Raw genomic sequence first — 19,785 nt, 5'->3', positions numbered from 1 at the left:
CTTTATAGCCCTAATACGTGTATTTAATTATTTTGAAGCGTTGATAAGTGGCGTTTGATCATAGTAAGCTATCTCAACAGCTATTTTCCCGGCCTTATTAAATTCATCAAACTGGACCAAATGAAATTTAGCAGTCTTCTTTGTCTTTTTGTTTACTGTAGTTATCGTCCACCATGATTGCACAGTAAAAGGGTCTTTATCATATTGAAGGCCATCGGGGTAACCTACTTTAACAATTTTGATGTCTCCCCAGTCTTTAGCTATAGCAGCCCAGGCTTTCTTTTCCTCGGCAAAAGAGATTTTCTTTGTACTCGTCGGGTCGTAAAATATCGCCGTGTCAGCGTATAATTTCGCCAGGCCGGCCCAATCCTGCTTAATAAACAGATCGTTTGATTTGTTAACAATGGTGATATATGGATGTTCCTTGTAAATGATGCCGTTTTTCTTAGGGGCTTGTGCCCATGTACCACCGGCTAAAAGTACCAAAAGCACGATCAAAAGATTTTTCATTGTTTTAGGATTTAAGGGTTAAACTTGATTACATTACCTCTTAAATTTAACTACAATAAACCAAAAAATACCAACTAATCAACTGATTATTAGAAATTTATACAAAAATTGTAAAATTTCAAACAATGAAACTTTTGTAAGCCTGAGGAGATTAAAACAATACCAGGAGTTAAAGATTTAGTAAAAAGCATCACTGGCTGGCAAAACACACATTTACATTGTCTGTTCAAAACAGAGCACTTACAGATAAAAGAGCCTGATTAAAACAAAAGCGGCCCGCTCAATGAGCAGGCCGCTTTTAGTATCTGTTAAGATGAATAATTAATTATTCGCCTTTTTCAGCATTTTCTTCGTTCTCAGAAGGTGCAGGTGCTTCAGCAGCTGGTTCTTCTTTAACGTCTTCAACTACTACAGCTTCTTCTGCAGCTACAGGAGCAGCAGTTTTAGCTTTCGCGCCAGAACCACCACGACGACGGGTTGATTTCTTAGCAGGAGCAGCAGCGTCAGCACCGTAAACAGTGTTGTAATCAACAAGCTCAATGATTGCCATTTCAGCGTTATCGCCTAAACGGTTTTCTAACTTGATGATACGGGTGTAACCACCTGGGCGGTTAGCAATTTTTTCAGCAACTTCGCGGAAAAGGATTGAAGTAGCATCTTTATCCTGAAGGTAGCTAAATACTGTACGACGAGAATGCGTAGTATCGTTTTTTGATTTTGTTAAAAGTGGCTCAACATAACCGCGTAAAACTTTTGCTTTTGCTAATGTTGTAGTGATACGCTTGTGTAAAATAAGCGAAGTTGCCATGTTAGCCAGCATCGCTTTGCGGTGGCTGGTAGTACGGCCTAAGTGATTGTTTTTGTTTCCGTGTCTCATTGTTTTATTTATTTCACGTGCATACCGTTGGGCGATAGGCTCAAGCCCTCGGAATTATGCTTTCGCTTAAATGTTAGATTTGAGATATGAGATATTAGACGTGAAAGCTAAGCTTACAGATCTGCTATCCTGATCCCGTTTATTACAAATAAAAAAATGTTAGATTTTGAGGTGAGAAAATCTCGTGTCTCAAATCTAACATCTCATATCTTATTCTTCGTCTAACTTAAATTTAGACAGGTTCATACCAAAAGATAAGCCTTTTGATTTAACCAGATCCTGGATTTCAGTTAACGATTTTTTACCAAAGTTCCTGAATTTTAACATGTCAGCAACGTCATACGATACCAAATCAGCCAGGCTGCGGATATCAGCAGCTTTAAGGCAATTAAGGGCACGTACAGAAAGATCAAGATCAACCAATTCGGTTTTAAGGATCTTGCGCATGTGCAGGATCTCTTCGTCAACTTCTTTAGTTTCTTCTTTAGCCTGTGCTTCAAGCATCATGTTTTCATCGCTAAACAGCATAAAGTGCTGGATCAGGATTTTAGCTGCTTCTTTCAAAGCATCTTCAGGATGGATTGAACCATCGGTAGCAATATCCAATACTAATTTTTCATAGTCGGTTTTTTGCTCAACACGATAGTTTTCGATGGTATATTTTACGTTTTTGATCGGGGTATAGATCGAATCGATAGCTATAACACCAACGTTAGCGTCAGGATTTTTATTTTCCTCGCTTGGTACGTAACCACGGCCTTTGCCTACAGTAAGCTCAACTTCAAGCGTTACTGATGGGTCCATGTTGCACAGTACCAAATCAGGATTTAATACAGTAAAGTTGTTAGAGAATTTAGTAATATCTCCTGCTTTAAATGCATCCTGGCCATTTACAATAACAAATATTTTCTCGCTGTCGCCAGATTCACCTGTTTTCTTAAAACGAACTTGTTTAAGGTTCAGGATGATCTCGGTTACGTCTTCAACAACACCTTTGATGGTTGAAAATTCATGCGTTACTCCCGAAAAACGTACAGAAGTGATAGCAAAACCCTCAAGTGATGAAAGTAAGATACGACGCAGAGCATTACCAATGGTTACACCAAAGCCTGGTTCTAACGGACGAAATTCAAACGTACCATCAAAATCATTTGCTTTTTGCATGATAACCTTGTCTGGTTTTTGAAATGCTAAAATTGCCATTTATATCCTTTATTTATTGTTTACTAATTAATAGATCTGAGATTTGAGATATTAGATACGCGGCATTTATACGCCTGCTTTCAACTATCTGGTACCTAAGAACATTCTTATAATTGATTTGTTTACGTATGTAACCAGAAATGAGATTTGAGAACAAGTCCCAAATCTCACATCTAATATCCAATATCTTATTATTTTGAGTACAACTCGACGATCAGGTTTTCCTTGATGTTTTCAGGAATCTCATCGCGGTTAGGATAGTTAAGGAATTTACCTGTTAAGTTATTCGCATCCCACTCTAACCAGCTGTATTTGTTGATTCTTCTACCGGCTACGGAAGTAGTGATAGCCTCTAATGATTTAGATTTTTCACGTACTGCAACCACGTCACCAGCTTTTAATGCATAAGAAGCGATGTTTACAACAGCACCGTTAACAGTGATGTGTTTGTGGTTAACCAATTGACGTGCTGCTGAACGGGTAGGAGCAATACCTAAGCGGAAAACAGCGTTGTCTAAACGTGCTTCTAAGAATTTCAACAGGTTTTCGCCTGTGATACCTTCTTTAGCTGAAGCGCGGTGAAATAAGTTTTCGAACTGACGTTCTAATACACCGTAAGTGTATTTAACTTTTTGTTTCTCTTGCAACTGAGTTGAATACTCTGATTGCTTTCCACGGCGTTTTGACGCACCGTGCATGCCCGGAGGATAGTTTTTACGTTCTAACGCTTTGTCCGGACCGAAGATCGGCTCACGGAAACGACGGGCAATTTTGGATTTTGGTCCTGTATATCTGGCCATTTTTGTGTGTTCTTAAAGTATCATACAGCCTAAAGCTGCAGAATCTTAGCTTTAAAAAATATGTTAATTAAACTCTTCTTCTTTTTGAAGGACGGCAACCGTTGTGCGGAAGCGGTGTAATATCTTTAATCGTAGTTACTTCGATACCTGCAGTTTGCAAAGTACGGATAGCTGACTCACGACCAGCACCAGGGCCTTTTACAAATACTTCAACTTTACGTAAACCTAAATCATAAGCAACTTTACCGCAATCGGCAGCAGCCTGACCGGCAGCGTAAGGAGTATTTTTCTTTGAACCTTTAAAACCCATTTTACCGGCAGATGACCATGAAATAGCCTGGCCGGTTTTGTTGGTAAGGGTAATGATGATATTGTTAAAAGTAGCATTGATGTGTGCTTCGCCAATTGGCTCAACAATTACAATGCGTTTTTTGGTAACTTTTTTAGCTTTAGCCATTTTTTTAATTTTTGAATTAATGAATTACTGAATTAACGAATAACTCGGACTCATTAATTATAATTTTCAAATGAGGTATTCCTAATGAATTAAAGGTTATCAAGCGGCAACAAGCCAATCGCTAACCTCTAACCACCAATCACTATTTAGTAGCTTTTTTCTTGTTAGCAACTGTTTTACGTTTACCTTTACGGGTACGTGAGTTGTTTTTAGTACGCTGACCACGTAATGGTAAACCTTTACGGTGACGTGTACCACGGTAGCAACCAATATCCATCAAACGTTTAATGTTAAGCTGTACTTCTGAACGTAAAGCACCTTCAACTTTAATTTGCTCGTTGATGATACCACGTATAGCAGCTAATTGCTCATCGGTCCAGTCTTGTACTTTGATATTTACGTCGATGCCAGCTTCAGCTAAAATCCTTTGAGCTGTTGAACGGCCGATACCGTAAATGTAAGTAAGTCCGATTTCTCCTCTTTTATTCTTTGGTAAATCAATACCTGAAATCCTTGCCATATTTCTTGTGTTTATTGAGTTATCGAATCATTGAATTATCGAATCGCTATCATCAGTAATTCAACATTCTCCAATTCAGTAATTGTTATTAGCCCTGGCGTTGTTTAAACTTCGGGTTCTTTTTGTTAATAACGTAAAGTTTCCCGTTACGGCGGATGATCTTGCAATCAGCGCTGCGCTTTTTGATGGATGCTCTAACTTTCATCTTTTTATTTATATCTATAGGTTATTCTACCCTTTGTTAAATCGTATGGGCTCATTTCCAATTTCACCCTGTCGCCAGGAAGAATTTTAATGTAGTGCATACGCATTTTGCCCGATATGTGCGCTATAATCTCATGACCATTTTCAAGTTCAACCCTGAACATTGCATTCGACAATGCCTCTCTAATTGTACCGTCTTGCTCAATCGAAGATTGTTTAGCCATATTTTGTTGATTATTACTTAATTATCCGCCCTAAAACCGGGATGCAAAATTAATAAAAAATTATTTAATTATTATTTTTTTCTTTTAAAACATTTTCTACGTAATCAAACGTCGATAAAATGTCTGGAGTACCTTTGCGTACCGCTACGGTATGCTCATAATGCGCCGAAGGTTTTTTGTCTGAAGTTGAAACTGTCCAGCCATCATCCCAGAATTTAACACCGGCACGGCCGGCATTGATCATCGGTTCGATAGCTATCACCATCCCTTCTTCCAGCTTGATACCTGCACCACGTTTGCCATAGTTAGGCACTTCCGGCTTCTCGTGCAGCTTTAAACCTACACCATGGCCTACAAGTTCCTTCACCACACCAAATCCGTTCTTTTCGGCATGCTCCTGTACAGCGTAACCTATATCACCAATACGCATACCCACAACCGCTTTCTCAACGCCCAGTTTTAAGCACTCCTGCGTAACACGCATGAGTTTCTTAACCTGGTCGCTTACTTCACCAATAGCGAAGGTATAAGCCGAATCACCGTAGTATTTATTTAAAATAACACCACAATCAACTGATACCAGGTCGCCCTCGGTTAAAACGTGCGAGCCGGGAAAGCCATGTACCACCTGATCATTCAGGGAGATACATAGTGAGTAAGGAAATCCGTGATAGTTTAAAAAGGCAGGAACACCGCCGTTATCCCGTATAAAGGTTTCGGCAAGCTTATCCAGTTCAATTGTTTTAACACCCGGAGCGATAACCTTAGCTATCTCTCCGAGTGTTTTAGAAACAAGTAAAGAACTTTCTCTTATGAGTTCTATCTCTTCGACAGACTTATAATGGATTTTTGACATTACTAATTAAATCGCTGTCGGACTGGTACCGGCAGCGGCAGGCATAGCTGTACGTCCCTTAATACGTCCGGTTTTCATTAAACCATCATAATGGCGCATCAACAAATGACTTTCTATTTGCTGTAATGTATCCAGCACAACACCTACCAGGATGATCAGCGATGTACCGCCGAAAAACCTTGCAAATATTGGAGATACACCAACCAAACTGGCCAAAGCCGGGATGATTGCTATAATAGCCAGGAATACAGATCCTGGTAAAGTTATCCTTGAAATTACGCCATCAATAAACTCGGCAGTAGTACGGCCTGGTTTGATGCCCGGAATAAAGCCACCATTTTTCTTCATATCATCTGCCATTTGGTTAGGGTTAACCGTAATAGCGGTGTAAAAGTAAGTGAACAGGATAATCAGGATACCAAACAACAGGTTATGCTCCCATGAGTTATAGTTAGCCAAAGCTATCAATATACCATTTGATGATACGTTAGGGAAAAACTGCGATACAGTTTGCGGGATAAACATTAATGCCTGAGCAAATATGATTGGCATTACACCGGCAGCATTTACCTTTAAAGGTATATACTGACGCACGCCGCCATATTGTTTATTACCCACAATACGTTTAGCGTATTGTACCGAAATTTTACGGGTTCCCTGTACTATCAGTATAGTAAACATTACCACGCCAATAAGCGCTACAATTTCAACAATGAATGCGATCAAACCACCGGCACCGCCATTACGCGAAATGAATTCGGTAGCAAAAGCGCCCGGTAACTGAGCAATGATACCAACCATGATGATTAGTGATATACCGTTACCGATACCTTTGTCAGTGATCTTTTCACCTAACCACATTACGAATAATGTGCCTGCAGTTAACACGAAAGTGTTAAGGAAGATAAAGGTGAACGGATCAGCAATAGTCCTTGCATCAGCAGCAACCTGCGATTTAAGGTAACCTATAGCTTGTAAAAAGGTAATACCTATTGTTAAATAGCGGGTCCATTGGTTTAGCTTGTTGCGTCCGCTTTCACCTTCTTTTTGCAATTTGGTAAAATACGGAACGGCAATACCCAGCAGTTGCACCACAATTGAAGCCGAAATGTAAGGCATAACACCTAACGCGAAAATAGAGGAACGTGAAAACGATCCTCCTGCAAACATATTCAGCAATCCTACTAATCCTTCTGCCTTTTGGGTTGATGCTATCGCAGCGTTAACGCCGGGTAAAACAACGAATGAGCCTACACGATATATTAAAAGAAATAAGAGTGTGTTAGTAATACGCACTCTCAGATCTTCGATTTTCCAGATATTGGATAATGTGGTGAAAAATTTCTTCATCGAAATTATAACTTAACTATGGTACCACCTGCAGCTTCAATAGCTTTTTGGGCTGTAGCAGTAAATGCATGTGCTTTAACTTCTAATTTGGCAGTAAGCTCACCACGGCCCAGGATCTTAACCAGGTCGTTACGTGATGCTAAACCGTGCTCTTTCAAAGTATCAAAATCAACACTTGTAAGCGAGAATTTTGTTACTAATTCCTGAAGTACGTCAAGGTTTACACCTGTGTACTCAACACGGTTAGGGTTTTTAAAGCCTACCTTTGGCACACGGCGCTGTAAAGGCATCTGACCGCCTTCAAAGCCCACCTTGGTGCTGGTACCTGAACGTGAACCGGCGCCTTTGTGGCCACGGGTTGACGTACCGCCACGGCCAGAACCTGTACCACGGCCAATTCTTTTTCTATTTTTGGTTGAACCTTCTGCAGGTTTTAAATTACTTAAATTCATGATATTAAATATTTTCAACCGCTACCAGGTGGTTCACTTTCCTAACCATCCCAACTATAGCAGGTGTAGCCTCAACTTCCACACTGTGGTTAATTTTACGCAAGCCTAAAGCCTCGATTGTTTTTTTCTGGCGTTCCGTTCTGTCGATCACGCTCTTAATCTGTGTTATTTTGATCTTAGCCATGACTGATTATCCGTTAAATACTTTACCTAAACTAATACCGCGCTGTTGTGCTACTGTATTTGCATCACGTAACTGGGCTAATGCCGATACGGTTGCTTTTACCACGTTGTGCGGGTTTGATGAACCTTTTGATTTTGCCAATACGTTGTGTACACCTGCCGACTCTAATACGGCACGCATAGCACCACCTGCAATTACACCGGTACCGTTAGCTGCTGGTTTAATGAAAACAAAACCACCGCTAAATTTACCAATTTGCTCATGAGGTACAGTTCCGTTAATGATTGGAACTTTTACCAGGTTCTTTTTAGCATCATCAATGCCTTTAGCAATAGCTTCAGTTACCTCTTTAGCTTTACCTAAACCGTAACCTACAACACCGTTTTCATCACCTACTACTACGATAGCAGAGAAGCTGAAAGTACGGCCACCTTTGGTTACTTTGGCAACACGCTGTATGCTTACCAAGCGGTCTTTTAATTCGATCTCGCTTGTTTTTACTCTTTTTATGTTGATTGTTGACATTTCTCTTTTCGATTAAAAGTTTAAACCACCTTCACGTGCACCTTCAGCCAATGACTTAACACGGCCATGGTACAGGTAACCGTTCCTGTCGAAAACCACATCTTTAATACCTGCGGCAATAGCTTTTGAAGCTACTAATTTACCTACAGCTGTTGACTGATCTGATTTTGTACCTTCAGCGGCAAAATCTTTTGATAAAGATGATGCTGAAACTAAAGTTTTACCGGTTACATCGTCAATGATCTGCGCATAAATACCTTTATTACTTCTAAATACTGACAGGCGAGGACGCTCTGACGATCCTGAAAGGCGTTTTCTGATGCCTTTTTTAATCCTGTCTCTTCTTGATAGTTTAGCTCCCATGACGATTATTTTTTAGATGCTGATTTACCTGCTTTTCTTCTTAAAATCTCGCCCTGGAACTTGATACCTTTACCTTTGTAAGGCTCTGGAGCACGTAATGAACGGATTTTAGCTGCTACCTGACCAATTAACTGTTTGTCAATTGACTCAAGGATGATGGTTGGGTTTTTACCCTTATCAGCAGTGGTTGTAACTTTAATTTCTTGTGGCAATTCAAATACATAGTGGTGAGAGAAACCCAACACTAAATCTAATGTATTGCCGGTATTGGTAGCACGGTAACCTACACCCACTAATTCCTGGGTTATTTTGTAACCTTCGGTTACACCAATTACCATGTTATTTAAAAGCGCGCGGTATAAACCATGTAACGCTTTATGACGTTTTTGATCAGACGGGCGTTGAACCAGTAACTGACCGTCTTCCTGTGCAATAGTGATATCGCTATCAATTGCCTGTTGCAACTGGCCTTTAGGACCTTTTACAGTAACAACATTATCTGCTGCAACTGTAACGGTTACTCCTTGTGGCAGTGCTATCGGTGCTTTTCCTACTCTTGACATTGCTTAAATTTCTTCGATTAATAAACGTAGCATAAAACCTCACCACCAACATTTTGCTGACGAGCTTCTTTATCAGACATAACGCCTTTAGAAGTTGACAGGATGGCGATACCTAAACCATTTAGTACACGTGGCATGTTTTCCATACCTGCGTATTTCCTCAAACCTGGTTTGCTGATGCGCGAAATGCTGCGGATAGCAGAAATTTTAGTTATCGGGTGGTATTTCAAAGCAACTTTGATAGTGCCCTGAGGACCGTTTTCCTCAAACTTGTAATTTGCAATGTAACCTTTGTCGAAAAGCACCTTAGTGATTTCCTTCTTCAGATTTGATGCAGGAATTTCAACAACCCGGTGGTTGGCTTTAATAGCATTCCTTACTCTTGTAAGATAATCTGCGATTGGATCTGTATTCATTTTATTGTGTTATGATGGTGGTTTCCTTTAGGTAACATCCCTAACGACCTTCCATCGGTTAATTCATGAGATTAGAGATTAGAGATAAGAGGTTAGCGAACCTAATCACTAACCTCAAATCTCTAATCTCTAAATATTTAGCTGCTTACCAGCTTGCTTTTTTCACTCCCGGGATCTTGCCTTCAAGAGCCATTTCACGGAATGTAACACGTGAAATGCCAAACTGACGCATATAACCACGAGGGCGGCCGGTTAATTTGCAACGGTTGTGCAATTTTACCGGTGATGATGCTTTTGGTAATTTATCTAAAGCAGCGTAATCGCCAGCTTCTTTTAAAGCAGCTCTTTTTTCAGCGTATTTAGCTACTAATTTTGCGCGCTTTACTTCACGTGCTTTTACACCTTCTTTAGCCATTGCTATTTTGATTTTTAAATGGTAAACCAAATTGTTTCAACAACTCCAATGCTTCAACATCGTTTGTTGCGGAGGTTACAAAGGTAATATCCATACCTTGGATTTTATTGATTTTATCAATATTTATCTCAGGGAAGATAATTTGCTCAGTAATACCTAATGTATAGTTGCCTCTTCCGTCAAAACCTTTATCGTTGATGCCTTTGAAGTCACGGATACGTGGCAGGGCAACAGCGATTAAACGATCCAAAAACTCATACATTGTGTTGTCACGCAGGGTAACACGTACGCCAACCGGCATATTTTTACGCAATTTAAAGTTTGAGATATCTTTTTTAGATTTTGAAGATACTGCCTGCTGGCCAGTAATGGTAGTTAACTCAGTGATGGTGTTTTCGATCAATTTCTTGTCGGTAGTAGCACCACCTACACCCTGGTTAATGGCAATTTTCTGCAATTTAGGAACCTGCATTACGCTTTTGTACTGAAATTTATCTTTCAGTGCGGTGCGGATTTCTTCCTTGTATTTTGATTTTAATCTTGGTACGTAAGTCATTACTTAATTTCCTCCCCTGATTTTTTTGCTACCCTTACTAATTTGCCGGCTTCGTTCTTTTTACGGCCAACACGGGTTGTATTACCTGTTTTAGGATCAACCAGCATTAGGTTTGAAATATGTATAGCAGCTTCTTGTTTAACAATTCCGCCGTTAGGGTTAGCAGCATTAGGTTTAGTATGTTTAGATACCATATTGGCACCTTCAACAATAGCCCTGTTTTTATCTACCAAAACCTCAACGATTTTGCCTTGTGATCCTTTTGAATCGCCGGCGATAACTTTAACCAGGTCGCCTTTACGGATCTTTAATTTTACTTTCTTTTCCATGTTACAATACCTCCGGTGCTAATGATACAATTTTCATAAATTGTTTCTCGCGCAGTTCCCTTGCAACAGGGCCAAAGATACGTGTACCTCTTGGCTCGTCCTGGTTGTTTAACAACACAGCTGCGTTATCGTCGAAACGGATATATGAACCGTCTTTTCTGCGGATCTCTTTTTTAGTACGCACAACTACGGCTTTTGATACGGTACCTTTTTTCACGTTACCTGATGGTAAAGCGCTTTTTACGGTAACCACAATTTTATCGCCGATTGATGCATACCTTTTACCGGTACCACCCAATACACGGATCACTAAAACTTCTTTAGCGCCGCTATTGTCGGCTACTGTTAATCTTGATTCCTGTTGTACCATCTTATTTAGCCCTTTCTAAAATTTCAACTAATCGCCAGTTTTTGGTTTTGCTCAGCGGGCGGGTTTCCATGATCAATACTGTATCGCCTACGCCACAAGTATTGTTTTCATCATGAGCCTTGAATTTGGTAGTTTTCTTTACGAATTTACCATAGATAGGGTGTTTCACCTTACGCTCAACGGCCACAACAATAGATTTTTCCATCTTATTGCTAACTACAAGGCCGGTACGTGTTTTTCTTAAATTTCTTTCCATTTTTACTAATGTTTAAAAAATTAATTCTTTTCAGAAGCGGCCGCCGCTTTACGTTTTGTTAATTCAGTATTTAACTGAGCAATTCCTTTGCGTACTTTGGTTATACGGGACGGGTTCTCAATAGCCGAAACTGCGTGAGCGAATTTCAATTTGGTAAGGGTAGCCCTTTCCTCGCTGATTTTAGCAACAATCTCTTCAGTTGATAGGCCCAAAATTTCTGAGTTCTTCATTTTTCTTTGTTATTTGTTGTCTGTTGGCAAGTTTAAACGTTGTATCGTTTTATTAATGATGGGTGAAATTCGGCATCAACTTCACAACATTAAAACTTTACAACTTTTCAACTAACTCCTCAATTTATGCTTCTACGTAATCCCTACGTACAATAAATTTAGTTTGCACTGGTAATTTCTGTGCTGCAAGGCGTAAAGCCTCTTTAGCAACTTCCAAAGGCACACCTTCGGCTTCAAAAATGATCCTTCCGGGGCGTACTACCGCAACCCAGTATTCAGGAGCACCTTTACCTTTACCCATACGTACCTCTGCAGGTTTCTTGGTTACAGGTTTGTCAGGAAATATCCTGATCCAAACCTGTCCTTCACGTTTCATAAAACGTGTTACAGCGATACGTGCAGCCTCGATCTGACGGCTGGTGATCCATGCCGCTTCGAGTGATTTAACACCAAAAGATCCGAATGAAAGTTCAGCACCACGGGTGGCTAAACCTTTCATCCTGCCTTTTTGCATCTTTCTGAACTTCGTTCTTTTTGGCTGTAGCATTTTCTTAAGCTTTTATATCGTTATTCGATATTTGTCTTGTACTTTAATTATTATCTCTTACCTGGGCCACCTGGGCGGTTTCCACCTTGTCCACCCGGACGGTTTCCACCTGGCCTGTTGTTACCACCACCACGGCGGTCGCCACCTGGTTTCCTGTCGCCACGACGCTCACCGCCGCGCTCGCCGCCTCTTTCGTTACCACGGCCACCAAAGCCTGGTGCACCGCCTTCTGGCCTGCCACCTTTGCCGCTTGCGCTGCTGGTACCGCCAATGTTTGGAGAAAGATCGCGTTTGCCATAAACCTCGCCTTTGCAGATCCAAACCTTAACACCTATTTTACCATAGGTAGTTAATGCTTCTGCTAATGCGTAGTCAATGTCAGCACGGAAAGTGTGCAAAGGAATCCTGCCTTCTTTATATTGCTCGCTACGTGCCATCTCAGCGCCACCTAAACGGCCTGAAGTCATTACCTTGATACCTTCTGCACCCATACGCATGGTTGCAGCAATTGTGGTTTTCATGGCACGACGGAAAGAGATACGTGCTTCTAATTGTTTTGCAATGCCTTCTGCTACTAATTGTGCATCAAGCTCAGGACGTTTGATTTCGAAAATGTTGATCTGAACTTCTTTTTTAGTAAGTTTTTTCAACTCTTCTTTGATCTTGTCAACTTCCTGACCGCCTTTACCGATCACAATACCCGGACGGGCAGTGTGGATAGTTACGGTAATGCGTTTTAAAGTACGCTCAATAACTACTTTAGATACACCACCTTTAGCAATACGAGCTGAAAGGTATTTGCGGATTTTTTCGTCCTCAACTAATTTGTCGGAGTAGTTGTTACCACCGAACCAGTTAGAATCCCAACCTCTGATGATTCCTAACCTGTTACCTATTGGATGTGCTTTCTGTCCCATTTCAAATTAATTGTTTTCGTTTTTACTATCCACAACAAGTGTTACGTGGTTTGAGCGTTTGCGGATACGGTATCCCCTTCCTTGCGGAGCAGGGCGTAACCTTTTTAACTGACGGCCACCGCCTACAGATACTTCCTTAACAAAAAGGTTGCTGTCTTCAACACGTTTGCCTTCGTTTTTTGCTTCCCAGTTTTTGATGGCTGATAACAAAAGTTTCTCTACACGAATAGCAGCTTCTTTGTTAGTAAATTTTAATATGTATAACGCTTTCTCAACGTTTTCACCGCGGATCAAGTCAACCACCAAACGCATTTTACGTGGTGAAGTTGGGCAGTCCTGTAACTTAGCAACAGAAGCGCCACCTATCACAGCTTTAGCAGCTTCTTTTTGTTGCCTGATTAGTACAGACTTTTTAATTTTTGTTGTTGCTTCCATTGCCTGTTATTTTTTCTTTTCTGCGTGTCCGCGGAATGTACGGGTTGGTGCAAACTCTCCCAGCTTGTGACCAACCATGTTTTCTGTTACGTACACAGGGATAAACTTGTTACCGTTGTGTACAGCGAATGTATGACCAACGAAATCAGGAGAGATCATGGAACGACGTGACCATGTTTTTACAACTGATTTTTTATTTGCATCATTCAGCACCATAACTTTCTTATCTAAGTTATGATCGATGTAAGGTCCTTTTTTTATTGAACGAGCCATTATTTCTTCCTTCTTTCAATGATGTAACGATCCGATGTTTTCTTCTTGTCACGAGTTTTATAGCCTTTAGCCAATAAACCTTTACGTGAACGTGGGTGACCACCTGAGGCACGGCCTTCACCACCACCCATAGGGTGATCTACCGGGTTCATAGCTACACCACGTACCCTTGGCCTGCGGCCTAACCAACGGTTACGGCCTGCTTTACCTAACACCGCGTTTGCTCTCTCACCATTTGAAACGGTACCGATGGTTGCCAAGCAAGTTGACAAGATCATACGTGTTTCGCCTGAAGGCAATTTGATGATAGCATATTTACCATCGCGTGCTGAAAGTTGAGCGTAAGTACCAGCGCTGCGGGCAATAACACCGCCCTGACCTGGGTTTAACTCTATGTTATGGATGATTGAACCAAGTGGAATGTTCTTTAAAGGTAACGTGTTACCCACTTCAGGAGCAGCGGTTTCGCCTGCTACCACAATAGTACCAACTGTTAAGCCTTCCGGAGCAATCATGTATCTTTTTTCGCCATCTACAAAATGTAACAGCGCTATACGTGCCGAACGGTTAGGATCGTACTCGATAGTTGCAACTTTTGCCGGGATGTTGAATTTATTACGTTTGAAATCAATCAGCCTGTATGCTTGTTTATGACCACCACCTAAATAGCGCATAGTCATTTTACCGCTGTTGTTACGTCCGCCCGATCTTGTATTAGCTGATACAACCAACGATTTTTCAGGAACGTTTGTTGTAATATCTGAATTAGATACATCAACTCTGAAGCGGGTACCCGGAGTAACCGGTTTAAATCTCTTTACTGCCATGTCTTATATTATATATTGCTGTAAAAATCAATTACTTCTCCGTCCTTCAACGTAATGATCGCTTTCTTGTAAGTAGCTGAACGGCCTTGAACGGCGCCTGCTTTAGTATTGCGAGTTTTTAGTTTGCCGACGTATTTCATGGTGTTTACCGCTGTAACGTTAACACCGTACATTGCCTCAATGGCACTTTTAATCTGAATTTTGTTAGCCCTGTGATCAACTTTGAAAGCATAACGGTTAAGCTTGTCAGTTAACTGAGTAACTTTTTCAGTAAGTAGGGGTTGTTTTAAAATTTCCATAATTACTTAGCTAATGCTTCCTCCAAAGTTTTAACAGCACCTGTAGTAAGCAACAGTTTACCTGCGTTTAACACATCATAAGTGTTAAGCTGCTCAACTGAAATTACTTTGCTTTTTTTCAGGTTTCTGCTTGATAAATACACATTGTTATTTTCAGCGCCTGCTACTACTAATAATGTTTTATCATTAGTAACATTCAAATCGGCCTCCAACTTAATGTAGTTTTTAGTTTTGATGCTATCAAAATTAAAATCCTCTAACACTAAAATGTTGTTATCTTTTGCTTTGTATGATAAAGCAGAGTTACGGGCCAGTGATTTAAGCTTTTTGTTTAATTTGAAGCTGTAATCGCGTGGTTGCGGACCGAATACACGGCCACCACCGTTAAATAATGGTGATTTAATACCACCGGCACGGGCACCGCCTGTACCTTTTTGCTTATATAGCTTGCGGGTTGAACCTGCAATCTCATTACGCTGTTTTGATTTGTGTGTACCCTGACGTTGGTTAGCAAGATATTGCTTAACATCAAGATAGATAGCGTGATCATTTGGCTCAATACCGAAAATCGACTCAGGAAGCTGCACCTTGGCACCTGTTTGTTTACCTGATACGTTTAATACGTTAACTTCCATCTTATTTATCCACTATTACGAATGAACCCTTAGCTCCGGGGATGGAACCTTTAACTACTAACAGATTCTGCTCAGCGAAAACCTTAACTACTTCAAGGTTTTGTACTTTAACGCGAGCGTTTCCGGTTTGACCTGCCATGCGCATACCTTTAAATACACGTGATGGCCATGATGACGCACCCAAAGAACCTGGCGCACGTAAACGGTTGTGCTGACCGTGAGTTTGCATACCCACACCGCCAAAACCGTGACGTTTTACCACACCCTGAAAACCTTTACCTTTTGAGGTACCTACCACATCAACAAAATCTCCCGCAGCAAAAATCTCGACAGTAACGGTGTCGCCTAATGATTTTTGATCTTCGAAAGTTTTGAATTCAACCAATTTACGCTTTGGAGCGGTGTTGGCTTTCTGGAAGTGTCCTTTTAAAGGGGCAGAAGTGTTTTTTTCCTTTTTGTCGCCATACGCTAACTGAACAGCAGCGTACCCGTCTGCATCCACAGACTTAACTTGTGTTACCACGCAAGGGCCAGCTTCGATTACCGTACAAGGAATGTTCTTCCCTGTCTCGTCGAAAATGCTGGTCATTCCTACTTTTTTACCAATAATTCCTGACATTTTTTTAATTGTTTTTGTGCCCATCGAAGCAGTAGGGCTTCGTTCAAGGCATATTTCTCCCCCGAAAGGGACGGCAAAGATAGAAACTTTGTATTAATTATCAAATAGTTAGTAAGTTATTTTTTTATAATTTTTGCGTCCACGTTTTAACATATGTTTGAAAGGTATGTCGCTAAGCATTAGCCGCTTTAATTTTTTGACTTTTTAGGTCGGTTTTGAAGCGATTGCATCAGCACTGCCGGGTTCGCGGCGTAAAATTGACGAGGAGCCGGGGAAATTTTTTAAGATCTGGTGGGATTTGCGGGCAATTATCATGACAGAAGTCACCATTGTCTAAATTAGAAAACACTGTTTATCTTTACCACATGAAACCTTATTACCTAATAGTGGCCATCATGTTTATGTGCCATTTTGCATTTGCCAATACAAGCATGTATACTGATACCGTAAAAAAGCCCCGAAGCACAGGTGTTTTCACCAGTGTAGAGCAAGTTCCTGAATTTCCTGGTGGCTTGCCAGCCTTTGCCAATTACATAAGCAGGAACCTAAAATATCCTGATATAGCACGCCTAATAGGCATTAACGGTAGCGTAGTGGTAACATTTGTGGTTGATAGTATTGGGCGCGTAACCAATGTTACTCCAATAAATTGCATTGGTGCCGGCTGTGAAGCCGAGGCAGCTACTGTTTTAGAGAAAAGCCCCCGTTGGAAACCAGGCATACAAGACGGCCGGTTTGTTCGCGTGCAGTATTCGGTACCCATACACTTTAGTATACCAGCCGGTAAGGTTACCTTTAAAGATCTGCAAAAGTCTGCCTATGGTTTTATATTCGACATCAACCATCACCTTTATACGCTGGAAGAAGCACAGGCGGTACTTGGCAGAAGCTTTCAAAGTACCGACGTAGAAATTGCCGAACCTTTTTACAACTACGATAATAATGAGAAGTTCAAAGTTGCCGGCAAAAATGAAATTTACCTGTTAAAAATGAAGCCGTAAACTGCCCTCTGCCAATGCTCAAACAAAAAGTGATCTATATATCCCCCCGGGGGCTCTGGCCTGCAAACCTACTTCGGCCAGAGGCCGTTAAATAGGCGCCACCAGGCTGGAGCCGGGCAGCAGCGGGAGCCTAGGATCATCCTTTAAAGAAAGATGCTTTTTTGCAAGCTTTTTTAATTCACGAACAAATGGCGGCGTTGGCAGGATCTTAAAGTTCATCAAGTAATTCCTGTATCGTTTTTGCATCAACCTTACCCTGCTGATGCAACTTCACAAAGTTCACCGACTCTTCCAGATCATCCAACAACTGCTTTTTTTTCGTTTCCTTATTTGATTTTTTGCTTTCTTTTACAGAAATAACCTTCCCTCCCAACTGCTCAACCAGTTCGGCCAGCGTTTTCCCTGCCTTTTCAGATATTTCGATTGTAAGCGTTGTCATAATTCAAATTTAAACATTTATAATAACAATTGCTTTATTTGTGCAACCACACCAACTCCAGCGAATCCTGAAGCCGTTTTAACTGCATGTTGCGTAATAACCGTTCCCTGTGCACAAGAGCATACTGTAATCTGGCGTCCATATTTGCCAGACTGATCTCTCCTGCCCAGATCCGGTCATGAAACTCCCTGAAACCGGTTTTGGGCATGTTAAAATCAATTATCCGGCCCTGCGTTTTACCCAACAGCATAAACACAATGAAGTAAAACAGATGCAGTAACTGCCTCATCAAAAAAAATCGGGCCTGCTGATACTCATTAGCCTCTTCACCAAAATATACTTTTACAAAAGCGGCCTCATCTTCATCACTCCTCACTACGAAATTAGCGGCAATAGCCAGGTCAACATAACGATCGTTCAAAAAGGCGGCTTCCCAGTCAACCAGCCATGCCCTTTCGCCATCAAATAATGTATTTTCGGGCTTGAGGTCGTTGTGGCAGGCTACCAGGTCTTCAGTATTTCGCGGGTATATGTCCTTGATTTTTTTATAAAGATCAAAAATATTGGCAGTCATATCGGCAGGCATTATTTCGGCCGCCTGAAACTTCTCCATAAACTCCCCTATTTTATCAATATAATCCATCCGGAACGGGAAGGGCGGTAACGCGTGCAGTTTCCGGAGCAAGGCCGGGATTTTTACTTTAGCGTCATTCAGCTCAAAAGGCTTGGCTTCGATAAAATCCGTAATCGCAATCCGGTCATTCACATCGGTATACCAAACATGAGGTGCAATCCCGGCATCGGCTGCCACTTTCATACAGGCGTACTCATTCGTAGGATCGGCCATGGCATCGGTGCGGGTAATGATACGAAGCAAATATGGCTTTCCGAGCACTGTCATTTTAAACACCAGCGCCGAGGAGAGCCCCGCGGTAAGCTCATGAAGATCATCAAATTCGGGCACGCCAAAAGTTACTTGCAAGGCGTTACTAACGGCTGCTTTTTTGCTTTCCGGAATCATAAAATGTAGGGATAAATGAGGTTTATATACCAAATGTATATGCCCATTTTTACTTAAAACAGCTTTTTGAAGTATATTTTTTTCAGCGAAATTTATTGAAACTTTTTGCGTTAACCTTGTATAAAGTGAAGAGGTGGGATACGCAAACTTGCTTTTAAATAAGGTTTATTTATCCTATGAAACCTATCCCAATCTATTTTTTAGGCGTTACAATAAGCGCTATCAAAAATACTAAACTGCCTAACCCAAATGCCAAAAACACTGAAAACAGTTTGTCCTTTCTGACATCGTCAAGCGAAATATCGGTTGGTAAAAAAATCACAGGTTGTACGTCATTTAAACTATCCTTTGAACGCACCGCCGCGATGTAGTTTTCGCTCTCAGCTGGCTCAAGCCTGACAAGGTATTTAAAATCATAAAGATTTTTATTTTGTAAACTCTGCTTGCCCCCCTCAATTGCTGCCCTATATTGTTCATCTTTTTCAGGCTGCGGCAACTTATTGTCTATAACCGCAGGGTATTCGGCCCCCAGCCAGGCTATTCCTGACTTTTCGGTATTCGTAATCCCTGCTGCTCCGCTATTGTCAAAAAGCGGAGTCACCGCGAAAATATTAATAGCGAGATAATCATGACGCTTACCGCTAACCTTAACCGTTGTTTTAAAACGGGTAAACTGCTTATCGATATAAAAATTCTTTAGCTGATAATAATAATCAGGTGGATAGTCATTAAACTGGCTTACATGGTCAAGTACTATGAGCTTTGCAGTTACAGCCTTAATATAACTTTGAATGGGGATACACGGCGCAACCATAGCTCCCCAGGCCATAAACAAGCTTGACATTAAGGCTGGACTTGTATTACTAAAGCGCTTAAAACGAGGCAGGAGCAATACTAAAACAAACACGAGCATAAGCACCATCGGACTGCCAATATCATCCCTGAGGTTGAGGATTTTGAGCCTGACACATATTAACCAGAATAAAAATGAGTAAGTACTTATAGCCAGTACTGCTATAGGCAAAAAAGGAATAAATAAAAATTTAATCCGGCTAACAACTTGGTTCATGACAAGGCTTTCTGTTAATTAACAAAGCTAATATATCATATTA

General features: G+C 41.0%; 34 protein-coding genes. 1 reads left to right on the top strand and 33 read right to left on the bottom strand.

The features are described from left to right. Window positions 1–27: 27 nt before the first annotated feature. The 30 genes from DUL71_RS21700 to rplC form a co-directional block, all read right to left on the bottom strand. Window positions 28–510, bottom strand: a complete 483-nt coding sequence (locus DUL71_RS21700; RefSeq protein ID WP_114940014.1) for a nuclear transport factor 2 family protein — start codon at window positions 508–510, stop codon at window positions 28–30. 325 nt (window positions 511–835) lie between these two features. Continuing rightward, window positions 836–1,387: a 50S ribosomal protein L17 gene (rplQ, locus tag DUL71_RS21695; protein ID WP_114940013.1), complete on the bottom strand. Its 552-nt coding sequence runs from the start codon at window positions 1,385–1,387 to the stop codon at window positions 836–838. 210 nt (window positions 1,388–1,597) lie between these two features. Then, entirely contained in the window at window positions 1,598–2,590 is a 993-nt protein-coding gene (locus DUL71_RS21690) for a DNA-directed RNA polymerase subunit alpha (protein WP_022833265.1), read from the bottom strand. 191 nt (window positions 2,591–2,781) lie between these two features. Then, on the bottom strand, window positions 2,782–3,390 hold the full coding sequence (gene rpsD / locus DUL71_RS21685) for a 30S ribosomal protein S4 (RefSeq protein ID WP_090529221.1): 609 nt from the start codon (window positions 3,388–3,390) through the stop codon (window positions 2,782–2,784). A 67-nt stretch (window positions 3,391–3,457) separates the two neighbouring features. Beyond that, the gene (rpsK, locus tag DUL71_RS21680; RefSeq protein ID WP_114940012.1) at window positions 3,458–3,847 is read right to left on the bottom strand and encodes a 30S ribosomal protein S11; all 390 of its coding nucleotides are present in this window, start codon (window positions 3,845–3,847) and stop codon (window positions 3,458–3,460) included. Between the two features lie 142 nt (window positions 3,848–3,989). After that, window positions 3,990–4,367 (bottom strand): 30S ribosomal protein S13, encoded by a 378-nt coding sequence (gene rpsM, locus DUL71_RS21675; protein ID WP_091215993.1) that lies wholly within the window; start codon window positions 4,365–4,367, stop codon window positions 3,990–3,992. Window positions 4,368–4,455: 88 nt separating this feature from the next. Further along, window positions 4,456–4,572: a type B 50S ribosomal protein L36 gene (ykgO, locus tag DUL71_RS21670; protein ID WP_022833269.1), complete on the bottom strand. Its 117-nt coding sequence runs from the start codon at window positions 4,570–4,572 to the stop codon at window positions 4,456–4,458. Window positions 4,573–4,576: 4 nt separating this feature from the next. Then, the gene (infA, locus tag DUL71_RS21665; RefSeq protein WP_022833270.1) at window positions 4,577–4,795 is read right to left on the bottom strand and encodes a translation initiation factor IF-1; all 219 of its coding nucleotides are present in this window, start codon (window positions 4,793–4,795) and stop codon (window positions 4,577–4,579) included. A 64-nt stretch (window positions 4,796–4,859) separates the two neighbouring features. Beyond that, a complete protein-coding gene (map, locus tag DUL71_RS21660) occupies window positions 4,860–5,651 on the bottom strand; it encodes a type I methionyl aminopeptidase (RefSeq protein WP_112574506.1) in 792 nt (263 codons plus the stop codon). Between the two features lie 6 nt (window positions 5,652–5,657). After that, complete coding sequence (gene secY / locus DUL71_RS21655; protein ID WP_112574507.1) at window positions 5,658–7,001, bottom strand: preprotein translocase subunit SecY; 1,344 nt, start codon at window positions 6,999–7,001, stop codon at window positions 5,658–5,660. 5 nt (window positions 7,002–7,006) lie between these two features. Further along, window positions 7,007–7,453: a 50S ribosomal protein L15 gene (gene rplO, locus DUL71_RS21650; protein ID WP_112574508.1), complete on the bottom strand. Its 447-nt coding sequence runs from the start codon at window positions 7,451–7,453 to the stop codon at window positions 7,007–7,009. A gap of 4 nt (window positions 7,454–7,457) precedes the next feature. Beyond that, entirely contained in the window at window positions 7,458–7,637 is a 180-nt protein-coding gene (gene rpmD, locus DUL71_RS21645; RefSeq protein WP_022833274.1) for a 50S ribosomal protein L30, read from the bottom strand. Between the two features lie 6 nt (window positions 7,638–7,643). Continuing rightward, window positions 7,644–8,162, bottom strand: a complete 519-nt coding sequence (gene rpsE / locus DUL71_RS21640; RefSeq protein WP_090529238.1) for a 30S ribosomal protein S5 — start codon at window positions 8,160–8,162, stop codon at window positions 7,644–7,646. Between the two features lie 12 nt (window positions 8,163–8,174). Continuing rightward, window positions 8,175–8,525, bottom strand: a complete 351-nt coding sequence (gene rplR / locus DUL71_RS21635; RefSeq protein WP_112574509.1) for a 50S ribosomal protein L18 — start codon at window positions 8,523–8,525, stop codon at window positions 8,175–8,177. 5 nt (window positions 8,526–8,530) lie between these two features. After that, window positions 8,531–9,088, bottom strand: coding sequence for a 50S ribosomal protein L6 (gene rplF / locus DUL71_RS21630; RefSeq protein ID WP_114940011.1), 558 nt, complete (start codon window positions 9,086–9,088; stop codon window positions 8,531–8,533). 17 nt (window positions 9,089–9,105) lie between these two features. Continuing rightward, on the bottom strand, window positions 9,106–9,504 hold the full coding sequence (gene rpsH, locus DUL71_RS21625) for a 30S ribosomal protein S8 (RefSeq protein ID WP_091215977.1): 399 nt from the start codon (window positions 9,502–9,504) through the stop codon (window positions 9,106–9,108). Window positions 9,505–9,649: 145 nt separating this feature from the next. Then, window positions 9,650–9,919, bottom strand: coding sequence for a 30S ribosomal protein S14 (gene rpsN, locus DUL71_RS21620; protein ID WP_090529250.1), 270 nt, complete (start codon window positions 9,917–9,919; stop codon window positions 9,650–9,652). Further along, window positions 9,912–10,475, bottom strand: a complete 564-nt coding sequence (gene rplE / locus DUL71_RS21615; RefSeq protein ID WP_112574510.1) for a 50S ribosomal protein L5 — start codon at window positions 10,473–10,475, stop codon at window positions 9,912–9,914. The genes rpsN and rplE overlap by 8 nt, the downstream gene beginning before the upstream one ends. Continuing rightward, window positions 10,475–10,804: a 50S ribosomal protein L24 gene (gene rplX, locus DUL71_RS21610; protein WP_112574511.1), complete on the bottom strand. Its 330-nt coding sequence runs from the start codon at window positions 10,802–10,804 to the stop codon at window positions 10,475–10,477. The genes rplE and rplX overlap by 1 nt, the downstream gene beginning before the upstream one ends. Window position 10,805: 1 nt before the next feature. Then, window positions 10,806–11,174, bottom strand: coding sequence for a 50S ribosomal protein L14 (rplN, locus tag DUL71_RS21605; protein ID WP_090529260.1), 369 nt, complete (start codon window positions 11,172–11,174; stop codon window positions 10,806–10,808). 1 nt (window position 11,175) lies between these two features. After that, the gene (rpsQ, locus tag DUL71_RS21600; protein WP_090529263.1) at window positions 11,176–11,430 is read right to left on the bottom strand and encodes a 30S ribosomal protein S17; all 255 of its coding nucleotides are present in this window, start codon (window positions 11,428–11,430) and stop codon (window positions 11,176–11,178) included. Window positions 11,431–11,450: 20 nt separating this feature from the next. Continuing rightward, window positions 11,451–11,660, bottom strand: a complete 210-nt coding sequence (gene rpmC, locus DUL71_RS21595) for a 50S ribosomal protein L29 (RefSeq protein ID WP_090529266.1) — start codon at window positions 11,658–11,660, stop codon at window positions 11,451–11,453. Window positions 11,661–11,784: 124 nt separating this feature from the next. Beyond that, window positions 11,785–12,207, bottom strand: a complete 423-nt coding sequence (gene rplP / locus DUL71_RS21590; RefSeq protein WP_090529269.1) for a 50S ribosomal protein L16 — start codon at window positions 12,205–12,207, stop codon at window positions 11,785–11,787. A gap of 50 nt (window positions 12,208–12,257) precedes the next feature. Beyond that, window positions 12,258–13,124, bottom strand: a complete 867-nt coding sequence (rpsC, locus tag DUL71_RS21585) for a 30S ribosomal protein S3 (RefSeq protein ID WP_112574512.1) — start codon at window positions 13,122–13,124, stop codon at window positions 12,258–12,260. 6 nt (window positions 13,125–13,130) lie between these two features. Beyond that, on the bottom strand, window positions 13,131–13,559 hold the full coding sequence (gene rplV / locus DUL71_RS21580; protein ID WP_112574513.1) for a 50S ribosomal protein L22: 429 nt from the start codon (window positions 13,557–13,559) through the stop codon (window positions 13,131–13,133). A 6-nt stretch (window positions 13,560–13,565) separates the two neighbouring features. Then, complete coding sequence (rpsS, locus tag DUL71_RS21575; protein ID WP_022832979.1) at window positions 13,566–13,832, bottom strand: 30S ribosomal protein S19; 267 nt, start codon at window positions 13,830–13,832, stop codon at window positions 13,566–13,568. After that, window positions 13,832–14,659, bottom strand: a complete 828-nt coding sequence (rplB, locus tag DUL71_RS21570; RefSeq protein ID WP_114940010.1) for a 50S ribosomal protein L2 — start codon at window positions 14,657–14,659, stop codon at window positions 13,832–13,834. The genes rpsS and rplB overlap by 1 nt, the downstream gene beginning before the upstream one ends. An 8-nt stretch (window positions 14,660–14,667) precedes the next feature. Beyond that, on the bottom strand, window positions 14,668–14,958 hold the full coding sequence (gene rplW / locus DUL71_RS21565; protein WP_090529282.1) for a 50S ribosomal protein L23: 291 nt from the start codon (window positions 14,956–14,958) through the stop codon (window positions 14,668–14,670). A 2-nt stretch (window positions 14,959–14,960) separates the two neighbouring features. Continuing rightward, on the bottom strand, window positions 14,961–15,593 hold the full coding sequence (gene rplD, locus DUL71_RS21560) for a 50S ribosomal protein L4 (RefSeq protein WP_114940009.1): 633 nt from the start codon (window positions 15,591–15,593) through the stop codon (window positions 14,961–14,963). A gap of 1 nt (window position 15,594) precedes the next feature. Next, window positions 15,595–16,212: a 50S ribosomal protein L3 gene (rplC, locus tag DUL71_RS21555; protein WP_112574561.1), complete on the bottom strand. Its 618-nt coding sequence runs from the start codon at window positions 16,210–16,212 to the stop codon at window positions 15,595–15,597. 365 nt (window positions 16,213–16,577) lie between these two features. Here rplC and DUL71_RS21550 point away from each other — a divergent pair, with 365 nt between their 5' ends. After that, on the top strand, window positions 16,578–17,213 hold the full coding sequence (locus DUL71_RS21550; protein ID WP_114940008.1) for an energy transducer TonB: 636 nt from the start codon (window positions 16,578–16,580) through the stop codon (window positions 17,211–17,213). Window positions 17,214–17,421: 208 nt separating this feature from the next. Here the strand turns inward: DUL71_RS21550 and DUL71_RS21545 are convergent, their stop codons facing one another. The 3 genes from DUL71_RS21545 to DUL71_RS21535 form a co-directional block, all read right to left on the bottom strand. Further along, on the bottom strand, window positions 17,422–17,652 hold the full coding sequence (locus DUL71_RS21545) for a hypothetical protein (protein WP_114940007.1): 231 nt from the start codon (window positions 17,650–17,652) through the stop codon (window positions 17,422–17,424). Window positions 17,653–17,686: 34 nt separating this feature from the next. Next, window positions 17,687–18,673, bottom strand: a complete 987-nt coding sequence (locus tag DUL71_RS21540; RefSeq protein ID WP_114940006.1) for a phosphotransferase — start codon at window positions 18,671–18,673, stop codon at window positions 17,687–17,689. 193 nt (window positions 18,674–18,866) lie between these two features. After that, window positions 18,867–19,742: a hypothetical protein gene (locus tag DUL71_RS21535; RefSeq protein WP_114940005.1), complete on the bottom strand. Its 876-nt coding sequence runs from the start codon at window positions 19,740–19,742 to the stop codon at window positions 18,867–18,869. Between the last annotated feature and the right edge of the window lie 43 nt (window positions 19,743–19,785).

Origin of the sequence: Mucilaginibacter endophyticus (assembly GCF_003351025.1) — a bacterium.
GTDB classification, from domain to species: Bacteria; Bacteroidota; Bacteroidia; order Sphingobacteriales; family Sphingobacteriaceae; genus Mucilaginibacter; species Mucilaginibacter endophyticus.
The sequence above is the reverse complement of the archived record's forward strand: the minus strand, read 5'-3'. Positions and strand labels throughout refer to the sequence as shown.